This window comes from Flammeovirga kamogawensis (genome assembly GCF_018736065.1).
Taxonomy (GTDB): domain Bacteria; phylum Bacteroidota; class Bacteroidia; order Cytophagales; family Flammeovirgaceae; genus Flammeovirga; species Flammeovirga kamogawensis.
This window is the reverse complement of record NZ_CP076129.1, coordinates 1377501-1401243: the sequence shown is the minus strand read 5'-3', so window position 1 is coordinate 1401243 and position 23743 is coordinate 1377501. Positions and strand designations below refer to the sequence as shown.

The 23743-nt window shown below is 31.3% G+C and carries 22 protein-coding genes and 2 rRNA genes (1 of these 24 running past the window's edge); 7 read left to right on the top strand and 17 right to left on the bottom strand.

The features are described 5' to 3' along the window. Positions 1–193: 193 nt before the first annotated feature. Positions 194–763, bottom strand: a complete 570-nt coding sequence (locus tag KM029_RS23740) for a helix-turn-helix domain-containing protein (protein ID WP_158631198.1) — start codon at positions 761–763, stop codon at positions 194–196. A gap of 213 nt (positions 764–976) precedes the next feature. Between KM029_RS23740 and KM029_RS23735 the strand changes: the two genes are divergently transcribed. Then, entirely contained in the window at positions 977–2425 is a 1449-nt protein-coding gene (locus KM029_RS23735; protein WP_184679500.1) for an NAD-dependent succinate-semialdehyde dehydrogenase, read from the top strand. Positions 2426–2510: 85 nt separating this feature from the next. Here KM029_RS23735 and KM029_RS23730 read toward each other — a convergent pair whose 3' ends face one another. The 9 genes from KM029_RS23730 to KM029_RS23690 all read right to left on the bottom strand — a co-directional run bounded on the left by KM029_RS23730 (position 2511) and on the right by KM029_RS23690 (position 11636). Next, positions 2511–2966 (bottom strand): hypothetical protein, encoded by a 456-nt coding sequence (locus KM029_RS23730; RefSeq protein ID WP_144076289.1) that lies wholly within the window; start codon positions 2964–2966, stop codon positions 2511–2513. A gap of 209 nt (positions 2967–3175) precedes the next feature. Continuing rightward, positions 3176–4570: a DUF3500 domain-containing protein gene (locus tag KM029_RS23725; protein WP_144076288.1), complete on the bottom strand. Its 1395-nt coding sequence runs from the start codon at positions 4568–4570 to the stop codon at positions 3176–3178. A gap of 132 nt (positions 4571–4702) precedes the next feature. After that, a complete protein-coding gene (locus KM029_RS23720) occupies positions 4703–5500 on the bottom strand; it encodes an SDR family NAD(P)-dependent oxidoreductase (protein WP_144076287.1) in 798 nt (265 codons plus the stop codon). A 225-nt stretch (positions 5501–5725) separates the two neighbouring features. Then, positions 5726–5917, bottom strand: coding sequence for a hypothetical protein (locus KM029_RS23715; RefSeq protein ID WP_144076286.1), 192 nt, complete (start codon positions 5915–5917; stop codon positions 5726–5728). A 384-nt stretch (positions 5918–6301) separates the two neighbouring features. Then, on the bottom strand, positions 6302–7855 hold the full coding sequence (locus KM029_RS23710; RefSeq protein WP_144076285.1) for a PCMD domain-containing protein: 1554 nt from the start codon (positions 7853–7855) through the stop codon (positions 6302–6304). A gap of 4 nt (positions 7856–7859) precedes the next feature. Continuing rightward, positions 7860–8636: a hypothetical protein gene (locus tag KM029_RS23705; RefSeq protein ID WP_144076284.1), complete on the bottom strand. Its 777-nt coding sequence runs from the start codon at positions 8634–8636 to the stop codon at positions 7860–7862. A gap of 297 nt (positions 8637–8933) precedes the next feature. Next, positions 8934–10226, bottom strand: coding sequence for an L-cysteine desulfidase family protein (locus tag KM029_RS23700; protein ID WP_144076283.1), 1293 nt, complete (start codon positions 10224–10226; stop codon positions 8934–8936). Between the two features lie 84 nt (positions 10227–10310). Next, complete coding sequence (locus KM029_RS23695) at positions 10311–10916, bottom strand: YtfJ family protein (RefSeq protein WP_144076282.1); 606 nt, start codon at positions 10914–10916, stop codon at positions 10311–10313. A 99-nt stretch (positions 10917–11015) separates the two neighbouring features. Next, entirely contained in the window at positions 11016–11636 is a 621-nt protein-coding gene (locus KM029_RS23690; RefSeq protein WP_144076281.1) for a YtfJ family protein, read from the bottom strand. Positions 11637–11769: 133 nt separating this feature from the next. On the opposite strand from KM029_RS23690, the gene KM029_RS23685 reads away from it, so the two are divergent. Then, the gene (locus KM029_RS23685) at positions 11770–12081 is read left to right on the top strand and encodes a 2Fe-2S iron-sulfur cluster-binding protein (protein ID WP_144076280.1); all 312 of its coding nucleotides are present in this window, start codon (positions 11770–11772) and stop codon (positions 12079–12081) included. Positions 12082–12151: 70 nt separating this feature from the next. Here the strand turns inward: KM029_RS23685 and KM029_RS23680 are convergent, their stop codons facing one another. Together KM029_RS23680 and KM029_RS23675 are read right to left on the bottom strand one after the other, a co-directional pair. After that, positions 12152–13870 carry a hypothetical protein gene (locus tag KM029_RS23680; RefSeq protein ID WP_144076279.1) on the bottom strand — a complete coding sequence of 573 codons (1719 nt, stop codon included), beginning with the start codon at positions 13868–13870 and terminating at the stop codon, positions 12152–12154. A 10-nt stretch (positions 13871–13880) separates the two neighbouring features. Further along, on the bottom strand, positions 13881–14561 hold the full coding sequence (locus tag KM029_RS23675) for a hypothetical protein (protein ID WP_144076278.1): 681 nt from the start codon (positions 14559–14561) through the stop codon (positions 13881–13883). Positions 14562–14812: 251 nt separating this feature from the next. On the opposite strand from KM029_RS23675, the gene KM029_RS23670 reads away from it, so the two are divergent. Next, the gene (locus tag KM029_RS23670) at positions 14813–16354 is read left to right on the top strand and encodes a serine hydrolase (protein WP_205125523.1); all 1542 of its coding nucleotides are present in this window, start codon (positions 14813–14815) and stop codon (positions 16352–16354) included. 24 nt (positions 16355–16378) lie between these two features. Further along, positions 16379–16747 carry a phage holin family protein gene (locus KM029_RS23665; protein ID WP_144076277.1) on the top strand — a complete coding sequence of 123 codons (369 nt, stop codon included), beginning with the start codon at positions 16379–16381 and terminating at the stop codon, positions 16745–16747. A 79-nt stretch (positions 16748–16826) separates the two neighbouring features. On the opposite strand, the gene KM029_RS23660 is transcribed toward KM029_RS23665, so the two are convergent. Then, positions 16827–18146 carry an O-acetylhomoserine aminocarboxypropyltransferase/cysteine synthase family protein gene (locus KM029_RS23660; RefSeq protein ID WP_144076276.1) on the bottom strand — a complete coding sequence of 440 codons (1320 nt, stop codon included), beginning with the start codon at positions 18144–18146 and terminating at the stop codon, positions 16827–16829. A 296-nt stretch (positions 18147–18442) separates the two neighbouring features. Between KM029_RS23660 and KM029_RS23655 the strand changes: the two genes are divergently transcribed. From KM029_RS23655 to KM029_RS23645, 3 genes are all read left to right on the top strand, one after another. After that, positions 18443–19120, top strand: a complete 678-nt coding sequence (locus KM029_RS23655; protein WP_144076275.1) for an outer membrane beta-barrel protein — start codon at positions 18443–18445, stop codon at positions 19118–19120. 163 nt (positions 19121–19283) lie between these two features. Beyond that, a complete protein-coding gene (locus tag KM029_RS23650) occupies positions 19284–19580 on the top strand; it encodes a hypothetical protein (protein ID WP_144076274.1) in 297 nt (98 codons plus the stop codon). A gap of 92 nt (positions 19581–19672) precedes the next feature. Continuing rightward, positions 19673–20275: a hypothetical protein gene (locus KM029_RS23645; protein WP_144076273.1), complete on the top strand. Its 603-nt coding sequence runs from the start codon at positions 19673–19675 to the stop codon at positions 20273–20275. A gap of 93 nt (positions 20276–20368) precedes the next feature. Here KM029_RS23645 and KM029_RS23640 read toward each other — a convergent pair whose 3' ends face one another. The 4 genes from KM029_RS23640 to KM029_RS23625 all read right to left on the bottom strand — a co-directional run. Next, complete coding sequence (locus tag KM029_RS23640; protein ID WP_144076272.1) at positions 20369–21310, bottom strand: DNA-processing protein DprA; 942 nt, start codon at positions 21308–21310, stop codon at positions 20369–20371. 189 nt (positions 21311–21499) lie between these two features. Next, complete coding sequence (locus tag KM029_RS23635; RefSeq protein WP_144076271.1) at positions 21500–22282, bottom strand: GNAT family N-acetyltransferase; 783 nt, start codon at positions 22280–22282, stop codon at positions 21500–21502. 335 nt (positions 22283–22617) lie between these two features. Then, positions 22618–22729, bottom strand: a 5S ribosomal RNA gene (rrf, locus tag KM029_RS23630). 123 nt (positions 22730–22852) lie between these two features. After that, a 23S ribosomal RNA gene (locus KM029_RS23625) occupies positions 22853–23743 on the bottom strand; it runs 1986 nt beyond the window's last position.

Sequence of the window (23743 nt, the reverse complement as noted above, 5' to 3'; positions counted from 1 at the left end):
AGATGGCAACACTACATTTATAGCTCTATTTTCGTGAGCAAATCCGAAAAACTTTATAAATCTTACTTTTACCGGTGTAAACTGACCTCTCGAAAAATTTGTACATTAAAAAATCACTTTCATAATGATAAGTGATAAAGGCAAGGTTATAAAGTAGGGAGAAATAGGGTAAATAAGGAGGAATAAGAATAGATTAGACGCATTTCTTCTGTTGCATCTGTGGTACAGGATTTTTCCAAACTTCGAGAGCGGCTTCTTTTTTTATTAATCTACGCATCCAGTAATATTTTGGAAGTGTAGATGACTTAAATTTTATAAAGAATTTCAGGTGTTCTAACAAAAGATCATAATATTCCCAATTATTTAAATAATGGAATTTCTTAATCCCTAAGCGTTCGGCATAAATTTTATATCCAGAAGTACTAAATTTCCATTTTCTTAAATTTAATCGGAAATAATATTGATCTGAATACCAATAAATTAAACGTCTTTCATCGTGTAATTTATATTTTGTAGTACGTAAGGGATGTATTCTGAATGGATTCTTTTTTCTAGAACCTGCATACTTTTTCCTAGCTCTATATAATTTATGAGCGTAATCGGCATCATATCTTTCCGTATGAGGATTAGTATTTCTTTTCAACTCACGATAAATAGTAGATGGAGATACCTCTAAATATTTTGCTATCCAAGCAACAGAATATTTTTTCAGCTCTATATAACGCTGAAGTAATTTTCTTTTAAAGTGAGGTAGATTTTTCAAGTTAATTTAGAATGAGATCGTTAGCAATGACCGAATTTATAAAACATATTGATAAGCAACAAACATTCTAAGGTGTTTCACTAAGTTTCAAGTACCGTTATCAGGATAAAAAACGGGTTATACTAAATTACTTAGCCTGAAATAAAATAAAACGTATCCTTCATTTTTAACTCTTAATTTTTCAGCCTAATTTTTGAAAAAAATTAAACAACCATGAAATTAAAAGATAAATCTCTTCTTAAAGATAAATGTTACGTTAATGGAAAATGGGTTGATGGACATGAAGGAAAAACTTTTGAAGTTACAAACCCTTATGACCAATCAACTATTATCTCTATAGCTAATTTTGATAAAGAAGATACTCGAAATACAATATTAGCGGCAGAAAAAGCTCAAAAAGAGTGGAAGAAAACTACTGCCGGAGAACGTTCTCAAATCTTAAGAAAATGGTTTGATTTAATGATCGAACATAAAGAGGATTTAGGGAAAATATTAACGTTAGAACAAGGAAAACCACTTCCTGAGGCGATTGGTGAAATTGCTTATGGGGCATCATTTGTAGAATGGTTTGCAGAGGAAGCTAAACGTACTTATGGTGATGTAATTCCTGGACATCAAGCAGATAAAAGAATAATAACTATTAAACAACCTGTAGGTGTTGTTGCAGCTATTACTCCATGGAACTTTCCAAATGCAATGATTACAAGAAAAGTTGGTCCAGCATTAGCTGCAGGATGTTCCATTGTTGTAAAACCCGCAAAATATACACCTTTAAGTGCTTTAGCATTAGGAGAATTGGCAGAAAGAGCCGGTATTCCTAAAGGGGTTTTCAATGTAATTACTTCTAATAGAACAAGTGAAATTGGGCAAGAATTAACTGAAAATCCTATCATAAGGAAACTGTCGTTTACAGGTTCTACAGAAGTTGGAAAAACATTAATAAAAGCCTGTGCTGATACCGTTAAAAAAGTATCTATGGAATTAGGGGGCAATGCTCCGTTTATTGTTTTTGCAGATGCTGATATTGATAAAGCGGTAGAAGGGGCTATTGCTTCGAAATATAGAAATGCAGGGCAGACTTGTGTTTGTTCAAATCGCTTCTTTGTTCATGATGAAATCTACGATGAATTCACTTCAAAACTAAAAAAAGCGGTAAGTCTATTAAAAGTTGGAAATGGTTTTGATGAAGGTGTTCAAATTGGTCCTTTGATTGATAAAAATGCTGTTAAGTTTGTGCAAGGAATTGTAAATGATGCCACAAATAAAGGTGCTTCTATTGAACTTGGGGGGAAAGTTTCTTCAGAAAATGATCAGATTTTCTTACCTACAATTCTATCCAATGTGAAAAAAGGAATGGATGTGTATACTGAAGAAATTTTTGGTCCAATCGTCCCAATTTTCCGCTTCCAAACAGAAGATGAAGTAATTGAAATGGCTAATGATACTCCTTTTGGTTTAGCAGCTTATTTCTACGGCAGAGATTACCAATTGGTGTGGAGAGTGGCTGAAGCATTAGAGTACGGAATGGTGGGTATCAACACTGGTATGATTTCCACAACTGTAGCACCTTTTGGAGGAATTAAAGAAAGTGGTTTTGGAAAAGAAGGTTCAAAATATGGAATTGATGAATACCTTGAAATAAAATATATGTGCTTTGGGTAATTAAATTTGATTTTTGAAATACAAAACGAGAGGTAATAGTACTACCTCTCGTTTAAAGTATTGATTTATCTACTTTTCAAATCATTTAATTTGGAAGTAAATTCCATGCTTCTTTTGAGTAAACGGTCATGGCTTTCTGCCCACCTTTGCCACCATACTCTGCGTAAACAGCTACACAATTATGATTAGAAAAAATTTCATTATTCAATTCATCAATTGCTTTTTTGAAAGCTGCTTTTTTTGTCAATGTCCAACACGTTCTTAATTTATTTTGAATACTTTCCCACTCTGATGTTGTAATACCCAAATCCTCTAAATCAGGAGTTAAATCTTCTAAAAACAAACTATCTTTATCAGAAAAAGCAGCAAGGTTTCCTTCTGATAAATAACCTACGGCATTGTCTGGTTTTCCACCTTTACTACTTGATTTTACATGTCGATTACCCCAATTAGCACTTTTGTTTTGCTTCACATTTTGAGCAAAAGATAAAGAAGAGATTAAAACACCTAAGAATAATAAAACGATGTGTAGCTTTTTCATCAAATTAGAAAATATAAGTTTTCAATAAATTTATGTCTCACTACTTTAGATCAATGTTTTCATAACAACTAAGTAGTGTTTTCATAAATAGAAGTGTAAAGAGATTTGAAAACCCCTATTTTTACTAAAACTATTTTCTTCTGAAAAAGTAGCTTCAATATAAAAGTGAGATAACTTTTAATATCTAACTTTAATAATTAATTACGAATTTAATGTATATGAGAGTGAGTATGAGAATGGTGACTATGTCCATGTGCTAACTTTACGGTATAGTCAAACAACATTTCACTTGCTTTATGATGGTCCGCCATTGCGTAATGCTCAAATAATGTTTTTACATCTCCTTTATTAATCATTTGTGCAAAAACACCATAATCTCCTCCAGCTGATGTAGAAGGGTTATTGGGTATTCTTGTTATTGTATGCACATGATTATAATCTGCTCCACCTCCACCAAGAGCATTTTCTGAATTATATTCAACCCATAAATAGGGATTATAGATTCTGTAATAAAAAGGTGAAGTTGTTGTTGGGCTATCCACCTCGTCTATCCAAACAAAATAGGTATCATCTAAATTTGCCATAATATCGGTCCACCATGCATCTGCAAATGCAGTTTCCATATTGTATACATACTCTTTCATTACCAATATTAAATTAGCTTGTGTTTCAGAAGACATATCAGAATATTTTAAACCTGTTCCTGCAAAACCAGAGTAGTCATAATCACCTCTGTATGGGTCTACATCACCAGGAGTTCCTGCAGGACCTACTTCCATAGAATGACTACTTGATGAAACTGCAGCTGCATTCTCGGAAGTTGATAATTCATTATATAACGTTAATGCAAGGTCTCTTTCATCTTTAAAAATATCAAAATCAGTTCCATTAAAAGAAGATACAGCAGGTTCTCCTCCTAAAAATGCAGGAACTATAGAAACGTTATCACCATGTACTAGAAAATTTATTGCTAAATGATGCCCATCTAATTGAAATCCCCAAGAGCCACTATTTTCTGGATCACCAAACATATCAATAGAGTAATAATCAGGGTTCCAAGCAGAAGAATTTTCAGTGTTTAAGAGCCCTTCAGCTAACATCGTTATTTCATCAACTTTCTGATAACCTCCATCACTTAAAAACAATTGTAATAGATTTTTAAAATCTGCTAACTGATCTTCTGTAAGATCTCCATAAATAATACCATCTCTTTGCGTTCCGTTAGAATTTGGCGTATTATGCCAGGTATAAAAACGGTCATCATCTAAGCATGTAGTAGCTTGAGACAAAAGTGTAGAGGAAAGTGAATTTCTAAACGATATCATTGCTTGTCGCATTGCTTCAATTTCAGTATTAGTCGATTGTGCAACTTCACTTGGTGTATCACAATCAGAAGTTGTACCTCCTCCGTTATCATCAGTATCATTACCATTAGCTACATAACCTTCAGGTTGTTCACAAGCTTCTAAAGTCGCATCGGGATCTCCTAAACCATCATTATCGGCATCTTCATACCATGTAGTTTCTGTGCAATTTTCGCTGCTTTCGCAAGAAGTTAATAGAGCTCCAACAAAGAATAATAAGTAGATAGAAAAATATTTCATTGATTTTTAAATATGATTAAAAAATAAGCTTTATATCCTTATAAAGGAGCAACTAAACTTGTTGTACTTATTATTTAAGATGTTTTTTAAATCAATTCTATCTGCTAATTTTCTATTTTTAAAATGATATCTTTACTTCATTTTTTTGATTATTAAATCACTAATAAAGAAATTTATACTAGGTAATATTCTTTGTGTCAACGCAACAAATTTTGCTTTAAAACCTGGAATAATCATAAATTTATTTTTTGATAATTCCTTTAGAAGATAAGAACATGCTGATGTTAATTTTAAGTTTCCTGCAAATTGTTTTAAAACTTTTGCTACCTTAGGTGATTCTAAACGTTCAGCTTCGACTAATGGAGTGTCAATTTCTGGAGGGCAGGCCACAGATATTCGTATCTGATAAGGTTTCCATTCACTACGTAACACACTTGCAAAACCTACAGTAGCAAATTTAGAACTACAATATGCTGAATAACCATAATTAGAAATTAAACCTGCCAAAGAAGCAATAAATAAGAGTTGACCTTTTGACTTTTTTAAATAGTTAAACGCAACATCAGCAACATTTCTAGAGCCAAAAACATTACTATTAATTATCTTTTCAAAATCAGACTGTGAGGTTTCTAAAAATGGTAGACACTTCCCAATTCCAGCAGAGTGAATTACAATATCAGGTGTACCCACTACTTTTTCTGCAAAATGAAAAGCTGATTTTATTGACTCAATATCTGTGGTATCTAAAAAATGTGAATACACTTTATTAGACATTTTATTTTGCTCAATTACTTTAACAGATGTCTCTAAATTTTTTCTTCCAAAAACTACTACATTTGCTCCAAAATTTGCCAGTTGTTTACCCATTTCTAAACCAATACCACTAGTTCCTCCAGTAATAAATACAGTTTTATTGTTGTAGTATTTCATAAATTGAATTTGCTTATAAAAAAATGCTTCTTCAATATAAATAATATAGATACACTCTTTAAAAATTAGACAATAAAAAAGGGAAGTATGCACCTCCCTTCTTTACTAATATTACTACCTAATTAATTTATTCACTCAATGAGAAATAAACTTTCATCATCTAAATTACTAATCAATAAGTAATATCAAGTACATAAAAATGTCACCACTTTTGTAAATTAATTTTTAAATATCTGTAGAATCTGTAGAAATCAAGAAAAATGTATTGTCTTCTATATTCTGTTGTTCTTGTTCTATTTGTATAGGAACTGACTTTTCCGAATTTAATAACTTCCCTTTAAATGGGACTAATAAGATTGGTATACACATTAAAAAAACTATTGCAAATACCGTTGTTCCAAATATTGTTTGATTCATTTTAGCTATATTTCATTTCATTCATAATTCCTTTCTCATTTGTAAAATAAAGAGGTATTCTTTTTTAAAAAGATGACTTAGCTAACTATTCTTAGATAAAAAAAGTTAAACGCAATACATTCAATTTTATAGTATTCTGAAAAAATTTAAAAGGTAATAAAACAGGGTTTCGTTACTTAAATTTTATTATAAAATAATTATTTGTTACTTATTAGACACATTGTTACATTTGTATTGAAATGAATCTAGACCTATTACAAAAGGCAAATGTTAGTTTATATAATCCTATAAGGTATTTAGTAGCTACCTTATAATAACATTTAGATTATATAGTAAATAGTTAGTTAAGTGGAGAGGGTAATTTAATATTAAATTATCCTCTTTTTAGTAATTTAATTCTAGCCCTTTAACACTTAATTTACTTCCAACTCCCCCTTTATAACTCGCACCATGAGCACTAGATGCAAAAACAACTATAATATGAGTAGGCTGTGCTGAAAGGTTATTATAGAAACCCTCTTCGGGCATTTCTTCATTATTTGTAGAAGGCATCATATAACTAGCTAATTCATTACTATTGCCATAAACAAAAGGTAATGTAATTGATTCAAAATCAACCATATTTCTATCAGATCTATGCCATGCTGTAGCTAATCTATATCTTTTATCTCCTTCTCTCACTTGTAGAATTACATACATATCACATTCGTCTACAATACCATCGTCATATGTTTTGGGCATATATTGGTACATTGTTGTAAAACTTAATGGTCTATCTGTAAACGGAATACCAAAATCTATAGCAATATCAGTTAGTCCACTTCCTTGAATATGTCCAACAAATAAAGAACCTGCAGCAATAACACCAACTGCTGTTTTTGTTTCTAATAATGCATACTCTGGGTTTTCCTTATTTGGGTATGGAGTTACTGTTTGCGGATATGTTTTAAAAATTAAATCTGCAGCACCTTTATCTCCAGATCTCCATTGTGTATCCAAAGCATTACCTGGTAAGTAAAATGACTTCGTTCCTGTACCTTCCTGAAACCATGTAGAAAAATCTGAAAATGGTATTTGGTCACCTTCAATTGGGGTTGAATCTACAGATACATGAATAGTCCAGTTTATAGATTCATTAAATTGAAAAGTGACATCTTCTGAAAAATCAGTTACACTATCTGGGCTTGGATTAATACTAGCTGATGCAGGAGAGTAATCGAATGATAAGATGTTTAAGTTAGAAATATCCGTTCCGTTTGGCATAATAACATCAATATTATTTGTAGAAATATTGATCGTAGAACTTATTTGATTTTCTATCTCAAAAGAATGAATTTCAATAATTTGTCCTTCTTCATATACTTTTACAATCCATTCCTCTTCCTCATTAAATAAAAATACTACATCTTCAGAAAAATCTTTTACATCTTCTATTGCAGGTGAAATTGAAGCCGCTGATGGAGAATATTCAAATGTTGTGATACTAAGATCATCTAAGTTTGTATTAACAGGCATTATAACCTGAATTATATTATTTGCAGTATCAATAGTAGAAGAAACTTGTCCTTCAATCTCAAAAGAATTAATAACAAGTTGCATATCTCCATTAAGAACCCTAACCTTCCAAAGATAATCTTGATAAGTTGAGACTGTAATCTCCACCTCATTTGTAAAGTCATTCAATACCTCTTTTGATGGGGAATAGGTAGCATCTTTTGTTACACTTATACTATCAATTTTTAGTTTAGATAAATCTGTTCCAAAAGGCATGGTTACTTCAACAACTTGTTCTTCTGCAGAAATTAACGACAACCCTTCTTGCCCTTCAATTTCAAAATAAATTATTTCTCCAAAAATATATGGAAATGGAATATCGTTTTTAATACATGAAATAAACAGCACTAAAGTACTTACAACTAAAAATATAATTTTTTTCATCTGATTATAAATAGAATGCTAATCCAATATTTAAAGAGAACATATCAATATTAAAATTCGCTTTATTGACATTTCTCGACCCTTCTTCTACTTGATTTTCTGTTTGATGAACCCACTTATTTGTAAATCCTAAAACACCAATTGAAACCTCTAGAGCAACCATATCATTAATAAAGGCAGTCATACCAGGAGCAACACCGATATTAAATTCGTGTGTGGTAGAATATACACCAGTAGTATGGTGAGGTGCCTCTCCTAAAACAGTTTCTTTAGATTGTCCATATCCATACGATAATCGGACTTCGTTAAACAAGCCAAAGCGTTTACCATCTCCAAGTGGTAAGTAATTTCTTATAAAAATAGATGAATAAAACATGTGCTCTTCATTCTTAATACCATCCATTCTAAAAGAGAGGTCATCATCAATTTTTATATTCATCTCATCAATATTTACCCTTTTTCTTGTATAGGTAAAACGCCCACCAATAGCGAAGTTATCTTTGATAAAATAAGCAAAGAAAGGACTTACAGCAAAATTAAAAGTCTGTCCACTCCAATCTTCTATAAGCATAAATTTATAGTTATCGTTTGTAGATTCTGAATACCTAAAAGTCGAACCAACTAACCATTGGCCTTTTTCTATAAAAGTTTGATTTTTTATACCTCTTGTAAATTGTTCTTTCCTAGGGATTTTATTTCCTAGACTATCATATTCTTCAACTTGAGCATAAACAATTAGACTACTAAATAGTAGTAAAATTGTTAGTAGATGTCGATACATTTTAAATTGATTTAGTAGTTCAAAATAAGTAAATATATGTAGTATTTTTTTACTTAGACTGCACAATTATTTATTTGTGTTACGTTGTTACAATTTAAAGTTAAATAGAATTTTTTTTTGAAATGAATGATAAAAATAGTCTTAACAGAATTTACAAAATGTGTTTATTGTTATAAAGTTTCATTTGATTTTCAATGCCTTGATTTACTTTTATTTAAAGGCATACTTAAAAAAATAGCTCACAATATGTAATGTAAGCTATTTCTTATTTCATGATATATTTTGAATTGGAATTATTTATTTCGACATAATTTCCAAAATTGTTTTATCAGTAGATTTCATTCCTACCTGTGCTAAAGTCCCAACATTTTTGATCGTTTTTTCAACACAATCTCCAATAATACCATCTTCAGATTGTAACACATTACCCATTTGTGCTAACATTGCACCATCAAAAGCCGAATAGATTCCTGACGCTATTTTTGTTGCACAAGATGCTTTTGCTCCGTCACAAATTACTCCAGAAACATTTCCTAAAGTATTCGTTATTGCATTTTCAATAGCTTTTACATCACCACCCTCTAAAAAAACTAATGTACCACTAACAGCAGCAGAAGCAGTCATTGCACCACAGTACGCAGATAAACGTCCTACATTTGTTTTAACATGAACTGTAGTTAAATGGGACATAAATAATGCTCTGTACATTTGATCCTTATCAATTTTTTGATCAAAACAATAACGTATAATTGGAAGACTTGCAGTCATACCTTGATTTCCACTACCTGAAGTAGTCATCACAGGCATTGGGCTCCCACCCATTCTTGCATCAGATCCTGCAGCTGTAAAACTTGCTGAGCGATTTCTCTGATCATTACCGTAAAGACCTTTATCTATATTTTTTTGGATAGCAGCACCGATATTCACTCCATATTTTTGGTTTAAACCTTCATTTGCTATTGTTGTATTATAATCAACTACTTTCTCAAATATTGGAGCAATTTTAGCTATTTCAATAGTCTTAGCAACCGTATAAATTTTCTCTATTGATAAAATACTTCTATCTAATAAAGATGAATTAAAATCGCTATCATTACAAGGTTGATCGACCAACACCTCATCATTTTTAATAATCTTAGTGATATTAGTATGCGTGTGTTTTATTTCAATAGCAGCAGATTGATTTTTCGAAAAAGCAATAATATTAATATATAACGTCAAATTATTATCTGCTACACTGACGTTAACCCTATTTTGCTCAATAAATTTTTGGACATCAAGTAGTTGCTCAGAAGAAACATCACTTATTACCAAAAGATCTTTTGTAGCATCACCACATAAAGCTCCCATTGCTGCCGACACTTCAATACCAATCCTACCACCACTATTAGGAACAACAACACTTTTAGCGTTTTTAAGAATATTACCTGATACAATTACTTCTAACCTATCTGGAACATCTTTTAAAACCTGTACTGCTTTTGCTGCTGCATATGCAATTGCAATTGGTTCAGTACATCCTTCTGCTGGAACAATTTCTTCTTCAAGAATCTTAAAAATTTGTTCCTGTTCTTTGATTGAAACTTGCATGTTTTGTTCGTTAATTTGGTTTCTTCAATTAGGTTATAAAAAGAAACACTAGATTGATTATTTAATTAAAACTGATTTAGGTTATTACTCTAAATCAAATTGGCGAAGATCTTCTTCTGTCAATTTTTTAGCTTGTGGTAATCGGTCTACTAATAAATTAATTACTTCTTCCGTTTCTTGTTTAGAAAGTTCTCCACCTTTCCAAAAAAGTACTTCTCCAGTTTTATCTACTACTAAAACACCTATTGTATTGTTAGAATCTCCCGTGTTCCATTCTTTTTGTACAATTCCTTCAGGGTCGGTTAAGATTGTTGCTCCTGCTTCTCTTTTAGACCTTTTACGGATAGTTCGAATTAAAAAGCGAACAAAACTGTTTGGATAGAATGTATCTTTTAAATTGACAATACCATAAGCTAAAAACGTATCATTAGGAAATTTCCATTGTTTCACTTTTTCTACAAAATACTCATTTGCTTTTGGTGTATCAGGATCTGCATAGAAAATCATTACAACTTTTTCTCCTATAAAGGGAGTCATAACAGGCTTATTTTTTAAATCTCTAACCTCGATTGCAGAAATTACATCACCTTTTTGTAAAACATCCTTATCGTTCAATTTTTGTCCGATAGCATGGTTACTAAAAACTAACCCTATGAATACTATATTAATATAAGCGATAAACCGCCTCATAAACCCTAATTATAAATTGTTAGATAAAATACATTTCAAAGATAAAAAAGAATTGGTGTAAGTATTACGGTAATTAAAAGGTATTACCGATTATTAAGTTTATTCGTCCAATTCAAATTCCTTCATTTCCTCAGGTGTCATCTTATGTGCTGTAGTTAGGTGATCACAAATTTCTTTAATCACAAATGCTGTTTCTTGTTCGTCTAGTTTTCCTGCTTTAAAAAAGAGGACTTCTCCAGTTTTATCAACTACTAATATTGTAATTGCATTATTACAATCTCCTGTATTCCATTCCTTTTGTAAAGTTCCTTTAGGGTCGGTTAAAACTAATGCATTTGCTTCTCTTTTAGAACGTTTACGTAGCATTCTCAACATAAACCTGATCACTGGATTTGGATAAGGTGTATCTTTCAAATTAACAATTCCATAAGCCAAAAATTCATCTAAAGGAAATTTCCATTGTTTACTTTGCTCTACAAAATAATCATTCTGATGAGGATTGTCCGGGTCAGGATAAAAGATTAGTAAAACTTTTTCACCAATTCCTGGCGTAGTAAAAGGTTTATTTTTTAAATCCCGTAATTCTATAGGAGCCAACGTATCACCTCTCTGTAAAAATCGATTTGCAGGTGTTTTACTTTGAGCTTTAGTTTCTGAAAAAAATAAAACGAAAAAAAGTAATAAAATAAAGGCTTTATAATGATTAAAATTGAATAGCATTCTATGTTTAAAACATCTAATGAAAAATTGAAAGAAGAAAGGTAAGTGATTTTTTGAAATAAAATTTGATCTCTTATCAATACCAACAATATTTACTATTATTCTGTTTTAGAATCTGTATAAAATTAATTATATGAAAATAATTGTTGATGGGAATGCAGTAGAAGTTGCACCAAGAGACAAAACGCTAGTTGATGTTTTTAGGAGACAAAAATTAAGTATTGTAGCTCCTTGCTATAAAACCATGCGGAAATTTGGCACCTGTAATTCTTGCTTAGTTGAAATTAACGGTGAACAAAAACTTGCCTGTGGAATAGGGCCTGAAGAAGGTATGGAAGTTACTTTAAAAAGAAGTGACCTTCTAAAAATAAGAAAAGAAAAAGTAGTCGAATTTAAAGCACACACACAAAAGATGGAAGCATTGTATAAGAAAATGGGGATGTAAACTGATAAGTAAATAAAAAAAAACACCCAAGATAGTAAACCTTGAGTGTTTTGATGATTTGAAAGATTGATTAATTAATCATATCACAGAATCTCTGAGGTACTTCATAATTATCATTTTCCATTAATGTACTTTCAATAGTTACATCTTCAGTATACCATTTGTTATTATAAACGGTATGGAAAGGATATGTTTTTCCTACTTCCATACTATATAAAGTTACCTTTCCATTTCTAACATAATAGTATTGGTAATATCTTCTTCCTGAACTATTAGAATGCTCTACCCAAAGAGGAACTGTTGGTTTAATTACTGTACTACCACATTTACCTTGATAGTCAATAGTAACCGTTTGATAATTTGGTAATTTACTTAGTATTGATTCTACATCAAACGTAACATCCCCATTACATAAATCAAATTTACTTGACGTATAGTATACATTATTAGGATTATAACGCTCATAGATTTCTAATTGCATACTTGCCTCACCAACGCTAAACCATGGTCTAATTCTACTATTATTATATAATCTAAAACCCCATGTGTTATAAACATATTGTTTTGTACCATCAGGGTAAGTCATTGTAACACGAGCACCAACGATATGTGAATTATTATAAGAATTTGATGTAGAAAATTTAATACTACCAAAGTTTTCATTTCTTTGAGCAGGATAATATCTGTACTCACGGTTATTGTAACGGCTTCTATATGTTACTGGTGTAGTAGAGTAATTATACGCTTTACAAACTTGCTTCTTATAACCTATCCAAAAGTACGATGAGTAATTCGAATTAAAAGTGATATATAAGCTACCGTCCGATCTTTCTTGTATTGTAGCATTATCTTCCACTTCTCTTACATACCAATCAAAATAGTTATTTGTATTACCCATTCTAAAAACTTTGATATTATCGCCAGCTTTAATAGTACTACCTGTCTCTTGGTTAATTGTACTTGGGTTTAATGTTGTTGTAACTGTAAAAGATTCAGAAGTAGAATATACTCTTTTGTAACCATTAGAGTTTGCATACATATATAAATAAACAAACTGAGACATATAAATTCCCTGATCATTCTCTAGATCACCCTGTAAATTTCTGATTAAAGCAGGAATATGCATTTTGTAAGAATAACCTCTATAATTATAACTTTCATAATCATACGCACCTAAGCCGATATACATTGATGAAGCATTGTAATTATTGTTATAAAAATCACGGTATGCAGAACTAGCAGGTACTTTTACGTCTACAGATAGACTACTATTATTCCAAAACGAACGTGAAGAACTGAAAAATGCTGTACTATTCATTCTAGCTCCCGAAGAAAGATCAAAATTATCTTCTACAACTTCTTCTCCACCCGTGACATCCTCTAACCTTTCCATTTCCACTTTAGTGTAACTTACGGTATCATCCATTGTTACAGTTACTGGAACTTGTTTCTCTAAATAATTATCACCTGTTACTAAAACAGTAAAAGTTAAAGGTTTAGCAAATGTGTAATCTGGATCGACAGTAAAAGATAACAAACCATTTGTTGCCTGAAATTCTTTTCCTCCAGCTTCATTGTATAAATATTCTGTATCGTCTCCTAATATTTCTACAGTAAGATTTTCTTGACCGATATCAAGTGTAGTAGTATCAGAAATCTCGATTAATCCAAAGTGTGTTGATGTTGTAGATTGTAAAGTGACATCAATTCCTTCTAATGGATTTTTACAATTTTGAAGTAATAATAACGAAAGTAATAACGTTACAGTAGATAGTATTAATTTGTTCATATCAGTAGTCTTAATTTATTCTTACGGCTAATCTTAATTTAAAAACAGGAAACCAATTATAATCTTCCATGTTTTTAGCTAATTGCTCTTCTTGAGAATTCATCTCAGAAAGCATACTAGTTCCTGTAAATTGTACATTAGGCTTACCGATATAATATGTTCCTATATCAAAGCCAAATCCGATTCTATTTTTAGGAACAGCTCTTCCTAGACCGATTCCAAAATATGGTGTAATTTGTTTCCATTCTGCGTCAAAACGGATTTCACCAATATCTTCAGATTCGATTGTCATCTCTCCCAAAGTTACATCATTGGCATACTGACCTATCACGCGAACGCCATTACTTGTCATGTATGCTAAACCAGCTACAACTTTAAAACTACTATTAACAAAAGGTAGATATTCTATCCTTAAATCAATATTAACCATTTCAACATTTACGGTTGATTTTAGCTGCTTGCCATCAACTGAAACTTGTCTTGTAAAATCATTAATTTTAAAATAATTTAATCCCAACGATCCATTAAAATGTTTATTGATGTTTCTAGATACATCAATACCCCCACCATTTGTACCTCCACTGATACCAATAGCAATTCTGTTTTCGTATTCTTCTTCATGTACTCTCTGGGCAAAGCACAAACTGCTGCTAATGAGAATAAGCAACAAGGGTAATAGTTTGTTATACATTAGTATAAAAATATGTTAAATTAAGTAATATAGCACAAACATAGCACAATTAATATTTATTAACAACCACCCTTAATAGGTAAATCACCCGTGTAATTTACTTTGTTATTGAAAAACCTTACGTAAGAACTGTTTTTCAATAAAAAAGTACTCTAATTAAAATGATTCTAAAATACGATAATAAGAGTAGTATTTATTATATATTTATAGCTCATAAATAAAATAGTTTAATCTATTACTTATTTTTCAATATGATAAAAAAGACTTTATTAATCTCCATCGTTTTTCAATTTATTACATTCTTTGTTATAGCTCAAAAGTCATATAATAAAGAATTAAAAAAGTTAGATAAATATTACACTAAAATTATCAATGATTGGGAAATACCTAGTATGACGGTGGGTATTGTCAAAGATGGCAAATTAATCTTCTCTAAAGGTTACGGTACAAAAGAAATTGGCAAACAAGATACTCCAGATGAGCACACTTTATATGCAATAGCATCAAACTCAAAAGCTTTCACTTCAGCAATTATTGCAATGTTAGTTCAAGAAGGCAAACTAAATTGGGGTGATAAAGTTGTTGATCACCTTCCTTATTTTGCTATTAATGACCCCTATTTATCTCAATTAGTTACTATTGAAGATATGTTATCACATAGAGTAGGTCTTGGCACCTTTAGTGGAGATATTATGTGGTATCAATCTAATTTTACCTCAAAAGAACTAATAAAAAGAATACAATATATTCCACTCGCTTTTGAACTTAGAGACGGATTTGGTTATTCAAACCTTATGTACATCACTGCTGGTCAATTAATTAAAGAAGTAACAGGCAAATCTTGGGGTGAAAATGTACAACAAAGGATTTTAGATCCATTGGGTATGGACCGTACTATTTATTCTTTAACTAAACTTGAAGAAATGGGAAATTTTGCTACTCCTCATAAATTAATTAAAAATAAAAAAAATGTTCCAATGGAGTGGACAAATTGGGAGGAAATAGCAGCAACCGGTGGATTGATATCTTCTGTCAAAGATTTATCAAAATGGATGATATTTAATATTGATAATGGAGTTATTCAATCAGATACATTATTGACAGCGGCCTCACGTAATCAATTATGGAAGTTGCATAATAACTATACTTCAGATTTAACACAAGCGTCAGTCAATACACATTTCTCTGGATATGCCTTAGGTTGGGGTGTTAAAGATTATTATGGAAATATGATGGTAAGTCATACAGGAGGCTATGACGGCATGATAACGGCCATTACTCTTATTCCTGATCAAAAATTAGGTGTGGTAGTACTTACTAATGGTTTAAAAAGTCCAATTGGTGCTGCAACAAATTATACAATAGATACGTTCTTGAAGTTGAAAGAATTAGACTATTCTAAAATATACTTAGAAAAATCTAATGAACGCTATGATAATGATACAAGAATTGAGGATATTATTGCTCATCACAAAAAAGGTACTAAACCTTCTAAAAAGTTAAATGAATATGAAGGTATTTATTACTCAGAATTGAATGGAAATATAACGGTACGTATAAATGACGGCAAGCTGAAGATTGAATTTGAACATCAAAGAAACTTAAATGCAACCCTTTCTCTTTGGCATTATGATACTTTTGAGCTATTATGGAATTTTGAAAGTCCATGGTATACTTTAGGTACTGTTAGTTTTGAAATGGATAATAATAGAAACATTACTGCATTAAAATTTGATGTCCCAAATAATGATTTTCACTTCTCAGAGATCAAAGCGAAAAAAATAATTAATTAGTAATACTTATAACTCTCAAAAAAAATGAAAGATTTTATTGTTAGAATGTTAGTTTCGGCCATTGCTGTTTGGGCTTGTGCAGGCTTCTTTGAATGGATTGCTCCAACATCTGGTGTTTTAGTTACAGATTATACCACTGCTATTTGGGCTGCCTTGGCTATTGGTTTCATGAATGCAATTGTTAAACCTATACTTACAATATTAACATTACCAATTACTGTTTTTACACTTGGTTTATTCTTATTAGTAATTAATGCCCTTATGTTTTATTGGTCTGGAGAATTAATTGATGGTTTTTCTACCGGTGGTCTTATGATGTCATTGATTTTCAGCTTTGTATATTCTACAGTTTTAACATTCTTAGATTCACTTTTTGGTGTAAGAAGAGATTAAAATAAACATATTTTTCTAGTAAAAATAAGAAGCCGATATTCATAAAGTTGAATATCGGCTTCTTATTTTATAATTATATTTATTCTGTAACTGGAATCTGTGTTTTTTGTAATGCTTGTTCAATATCTCCAAAGATATCATCTATATGCTCAAACCCTGCAGAGATTCTAACCATTCCAGGTGTCACACCACTCGCTAATTGCTCTTCCGCACTTAGTTGTTCATGCGTGGTGGACGACGGATGAATTGCTAATGTCTTGGCATCACCAACATTTGCTAAATGAGAGATCAAATTTAAAGAACTCACAAAAGTTTTAGCAGCTTCATATCCTCCTTTTACTTCAAAGCTAAATACTCCTCCAGCTCCGTTGGTTAAATATTTCTGAGCAAGATCATAATATTTACTTGATTTAAGACCTGGGTAATTTACTTTTTCAACTAATTCATGAGCTTCAAGTTTTTCTGCTAATGTTTGTGCATTAAAAACAATTCTTTCCATTCTTAAAGATAATGTTTCAAGACCTTGTAATAATTGGAATGAATTAAAAGGACTTATTGCTGGGCCATAGTCTCTTAACCCCTCAACTCTTGCTCTAATTGAGAAAGCAACATTTGGTAATCCTAGTGGATTTCCTTCGCCAAAAACATCCCAAAATTTTAAACCATGATAACCTTCTGATGGCTCTGTAAACATAGGGAATTTACCATTTGACCAATTAAAGTTACCACCATCAACAATAACTCCACCTATAGAAGTACCATGTCCACCTATCCATTTTGTTGCTGAAGCAGTAACAATATTAGCCCCATGTTTTAAAGGCTGAAAAATATATCCTCCTGCACCAAAAGTGTTATCTACCACTAAAGGTATTTTATGTGCTTTTGCAACTTCTGCTATTTTTTCAAAATCTGGAATATTTAATTCAGGATTTCCAATAGTCTCTAAATAAATTGCTTTTGTATTTTCATCTATTTGTGCAGCATAATCTTCAGGATTACCGCCTTCTGCAAACTTAGCCGTTATACCTAATCTTTTGAATTGAACTTTAAACTGATTATAAGTTCCGCCATACAAAAAAGAAGATGAAACGAAGTTGTCTCCATTTTCTAAAATATTAGTTAGTGCTAAAAATTGAGCAGATTGACCTGAAGCTGTTGCAACAGCACCTACTCCACCTTCCAAAGCAGCTATTCTTTTCTCAAATACATCCGTTGTAGGATTCATTATTCGAGTATAAATATTACCGAATTCTTTTAGTCCAAAAAGGTTTGCAGCATGCTCTGCATCATTAAATACGTATGATGTTGTTTGATAAATTGGGACAGCTCTTGAATTTGTTGTTGGGTCTACTTCTTGACCTGCATGTAATTGTAAAGTCTCGAATTTGTAATCGCTCATACTTGGTGAATTTTGAAAGTGAAAATAAGTTAGATTAATATATTTTATAAAGAAAAATCATATACTCTATAAAATCGATAGGCAATGTAATATTATGTAAATTAATTACAAAATTATTATCTGCTTTTATGATTTGATCATCTTTGAGTTATATCAAATTTATAATAATAATAGAAACTCAGAAAATTAATTAGGGAATATCCTCAAAAAAAACACTTAGTAAAATATAAGGTAATTCATTAAAAAACTATGAATCGTAATAACCTTTCTTAGTACTTTAAATATATACAAAAGTTATGAAAAACATTTTTCTCCTTTCAATTTTACTTATGGTGTCTAATATAGGATTTTCCCAAAGAAGATATACTCACCCTAAATACTTTAATAATTTAATTGAAAATACAGATTACATTTTAATAGGTAGTAGTATTGGAGCTGCTCAATACAAGGGAGCATATGGTAATTTTGGAGATTTTGGAAATATTCAACCTAACATAAATATTTATGTGCAAAAAAAGGTATCAAAAAATTTATCATTTAGATATCAATTTTCTTATGTTGGTCTAGGATCAAAAGATATGAGAGCTAATAGTGAGACTTATAATCAAAATGCTTTTAATGCGGATATTATAGAGTTTATACCTATGCTTATTTATGATTTAGGAGCACGAAATAGAAAAAGAAATCAAAGAATAAATTATTATTTAATGGCGGGTGTCGGCGTTTTTTATGGTTCGGCAACTAACCATCTAAAAAATACATCATCCAATAAAGCTGGAGGAGTGATTTATGGTGGTGCCGGCGTTCGCTATAGCTTAACAAATAAATGGAGTATAAATTTAGAAGCTCAAGGTAGAGTTTCATCTAGTGATCAACTTGATATGATGACTAACCGCAATTTTCCCACAGATATGTATGGAACAATTAATATTGGTGTTGCATACAGAATATTTGGACGAAGAAAATTACATTAATCAGTTATTATTTAGTGTAAAAAATAAAACAAAAAGGGGAATAATTAGCCACTTCATGAGTTGTTATAATTTTCCACCTTTTTGTAATTATTCTTCTACGTATGTCAGTAGAATTAACTATAAGTTTGCATTACCAATTATTGTAAACAAAATAAAAACTGCTATGGAACTTAGAACTAGAATTAACGAAATCAAGAATCATTTATCTTCAAAAAATATAAATTTTGATGATGATGTAACCATTGAAAACAGTAAAAAAATTTCTGTAAGATCAAAAGCTGAAGTGGCTGAAGAGAACCATTTAATTAAAATATGCTTTTATTTTACTGGCTATTCAATTGCTATAAATGTCCCCTTTCTACCTTTAAGTGAATTAGATATTGATGAGCTATTCCTATTTATAAGAGAATACCAATCAAAATATTTCATAAAAGAAGAAATTGAACAGTTAATTGCTTAATTAATGTTAAAATTTGATAAATCAGATATCAAAAATATTATAACAACTCCTGATGTCGTTTATTTATATATTGACAATTAAAATAAGACGACATGCAAATTAGCTTACTATTGGTATTATTTTCTATTCTATTTGCTCCTTCAGACCAACCAGCAAAAGATAAAGTACTTTCTACTTTAAAACATTCCAATTCAGACTACCTACCATATAATGTTGATGTTATATCAACTGCTTACGGGTCTTCTGAATATGTTAATTTAACTGGAAGAGTAGTACATGCATCAAGCGACTTTTATGCTATCGACTATCTTGATAAAGATTGGGAAATGCAAGTACATAATGCAAACAAAGATTACTCTGGTTTACCATTCTTCAAATCTAAAATTAGAAGAGATTTAATAGAACTTTTAAACGAACCTACAAATTCTGTTGAAATAGAAGAGGTCGTTTATCTAGGTTTATCATCTTACTTAGTTACTATTAAAGAAGAGGATAGGAAAATACCAAATGTTTACTCTAAAAACCAAGATGGAAATAACGATACTTCTATGTCTAATATAATGAATATCTGGACTAAGTTTTATATTTCTAAAGAAGGTTTACTATTACGCTATGAGTCACATTCTCAAGCTAGTGGAAATAAAGTTGATAATAAACAACGTGATGTTGTTAAATTCTATATTCAAGAAAACTAAAAAATAGTAATCTTAAAAATAAAAGCCATTGACTAAACATCAATGGCTTTTATTTTTCATATGAACACCACTTTTAAAGTAGTCTTTTATAGTTTAAAAAGGCAATTCTTCTTCTCCAAAAAATTGTGGATAATCAGCCTTTGATTGTAATTCTTTAAAAGTGCATTTAACTGTATCAACATTAACATCTTTAGCTCTACAATATTTTATTACTCCTTCACGTCCTTCGTTAATTAATAATAAATTACCACTATTAATAGGGTATTTCAATGCAGATTGTATTGGTTTAATTATACCTAAAGTCCTTGGCATTCTCGAAAAATAGCTAAGTACAAACCGTGTATCGTCAGATGGAGAATCTTGAATCAAGATTACTCTATTTGAAAGGCATGCCACTACTTTTGATGCTTCTATATATTTATAGTCATCTGTAATTACACCTGGAGGAAATGGAGATACAACACACTTCATATCATCAGTATATATATCATGTAACGGATCATATTTTAAATCAATTCCTGAAGCTAAAACTTCAACGTTTGTAAAATCAAAAGTATTCATTACTTCTTCAACAATACCTTTCTGCTGAAGTAGTATTAGATTAATTTCATAATCAGTACAAAAATCTCCAATTCTATTAGAAATTATTTTTCCATGTTCATCAGGATTTTTTGTACCAATTATACCTACCGAATAATTATTCAATAATTCTATATTTCCAACGCAATAAATTATTGGCCATAATTCTGATTGATCAATAATATTTTTGGGAAATCTATCATCTAAAAAGCTAACTGGTTCTATTGAAAGTTCATTACAATTATTTATAATTTTTTCAGCTTTATCAATGCCTGCATCAATTTCTGAAATACTTACCTTATTTATTCTATTTGTTGCTTCAAATATAGCTGATATTGCTTCTAGAACTGTTGATGATTCTTGTTCTTTTTCCACAATAATGTCTTTAAACCTAAATAAGAATTTTGGCCCAAAACCTTTAATATTTAATATAGATAAAAGTAAACTTTCTAACATTTGTAAATAATTTTTATCAAATCTTACTTTAGATGTAATATATCGTATAAAATATTACATTTTTTTGTGTTTTAAATATAATACTTATTATATTGCACATGGGTAAAGAATCATAGGTTAGTCACCTATATAAAAAAAAACTAGTTGGACTATGTTCCAGCTAAAAGCATCTTGAAATTCAAGATGCTTTTATTTTTTACAGAATTCCATAAATTCTCCATCTATTTCAAATCCTTCTTTTAGAAAAAGGTTCTTTGAATCATCAGACGCTTGTAGAAATAATGACTCAATTCCTAGATTTTTAGCTACTTGCATTGTATGCTTTATTAGTTTTTCTCCTATACCTTTTCTTCTATTCTCCTTCATGACTGATAAATTATAGATACCTGCATTTTTTGGATGTTCCTTTTCTATAAATAACTCTATTACACCAACTACAACATTATCTTCAATATAATTAAATAATAAAGTCTTCTTATTGTTTAAAATATCACTTGATGTTCTATCATAATAATGAAGTACATTAACATCAAAAGGATCCCAGTTATTTGCAATTACAAATGCATGATCAATAATATCCTGCTTTTTATCTACTTGATAAATATTCGAACAATGTTCAATCTCCTTAATTGCATTTACATTAGAGAAATACATACCTTCATTTAGTCCACTTTTCACGATAGACAATTGTGAGAAAATTTCTTCAAGTTTTGTATTTAGCTTAGAACTTTCTATCCATATACATGACTCTCTCAACCTGTTCTCATAAAAGTTTACAACACTTTCTACTTCTTCTTTTGAAATAGATTCTGTTGTTTCTATATGTATAACGTTAAAAGTATCTGCTTTAAGTCCACTATCAATATAATTTATATTATCTGTTGACAGGACTTGCATTAGATTACACTCTTTCGCTAAAGCTTCTGCATGTAATTTAAAATTTAAATCTATTTGTTCTTTTTTATTCATCATTTCATTAAATAATTGACACGAGAAAATAAGGTAAAATATCTTCTATAAAAAATAATATTGTCACAATTAAAATCGAAAATATTATTTTTAATATGGTCTGAAAAATTACTTTTCTTTTTTCTTGATTCATTTTATTTCTAATCGTTTCTAATTCTCTCTCCGAAGCTTTCTTAAACCTCATTGGTTTTGTTGTAGACCCTTCATTCCACTTTCAATAAAACCCATGATTTTCTCTATTGTTATCTTACTTAAACTAATTGTAAAAATAAAAAAAGTATAGCCACAAAAAAAGGTTAGTCAACATCTTGTGTTAACTAACCTTCTATATATAATGAATGTGGCGTCGACCTACTCTCCCGGGGGTTAACCCAGTACCATCAGCACTGTGGGGCTTAACTGCTCTGTTCGGAATGGAAAGAGGTGAACACCCACGTCATTGACACCATCAATATCTTAATGTCTTTGATTATCGAATCTAATCACTAATGCAAAATAACTAACAAAAATCAGTTATTTGACAGTGAAAAGGAAAAACTTTGCTAGCACTCTATTCCTAGAGTGCTAACCGTAAAAGAAAAGCTATTGGGCGATTAGTACTTCTCAGCTAAATGTATCTCTACACGTACACTTGAAGCCTATCAACGTCATCATCTATAACAACCCTTATATGGAAATCTCATCTCGAGGTGGGTTTCGCGCTTAGATGCTTTCAGCGCTTATCCGCTCCACACATAGGTACCCGGCGATGCTCCTGGCGGAACAACCGGTACGCCAGAGGTGTGTCCAACTCGGTCCTCTCGTACTAAAGTCAGAGCCTCTCAAATTTCCTACGCCCGCAACAGATAGAGACCGAACTGTCTCACGACGTTCTGAACCCAGCTCGCGTGCCACTTTAATGGGCGAACAGCCCAACCCTTGGGACCTTCTCCAGCCCCAGGACGTGACGAGCCGACATCGAGGTGCCAAACCTCCCCGTCGATATGAGCTCTTGGGGGAGATCAGCCTGTTATCCCCAGAGTACCTTTTATCCTTTGAGCGATGGCCCTTCCATGCGGTACCACCGGATCACTATGTCCCACTTTCGTGCCTGTTCGAAATGTCTCTCTCGCAGTCAGGCTCCCTTATGCCATTGCGCTCTTCCGACGATTGCCGACCGTCGTGAGGGAACCTTGGAAAGCCTCCGTTACTCTTTTGGAGGCGACCACCCCAGTCAAACTACCCACCAAACAATGTCCGAGTATACACTCGTTAGACCGTCAAACAGGAAAGGGCGGTATTTCAACAATGACTCCAAAATGCCTGGCGACACTCCTTCATAGTCTCCCGCCTATCCTACACATTCCTGGCCAACGGCCAACGTTAAGTTGCAGTAAAGGTTCATGGGGTCTTTTCGTCCCGTTGCGGGTAAGCGGCATCTTCACCGCTACTTCAATTTCACCGAGCTCATGGCCGAGACAGCGT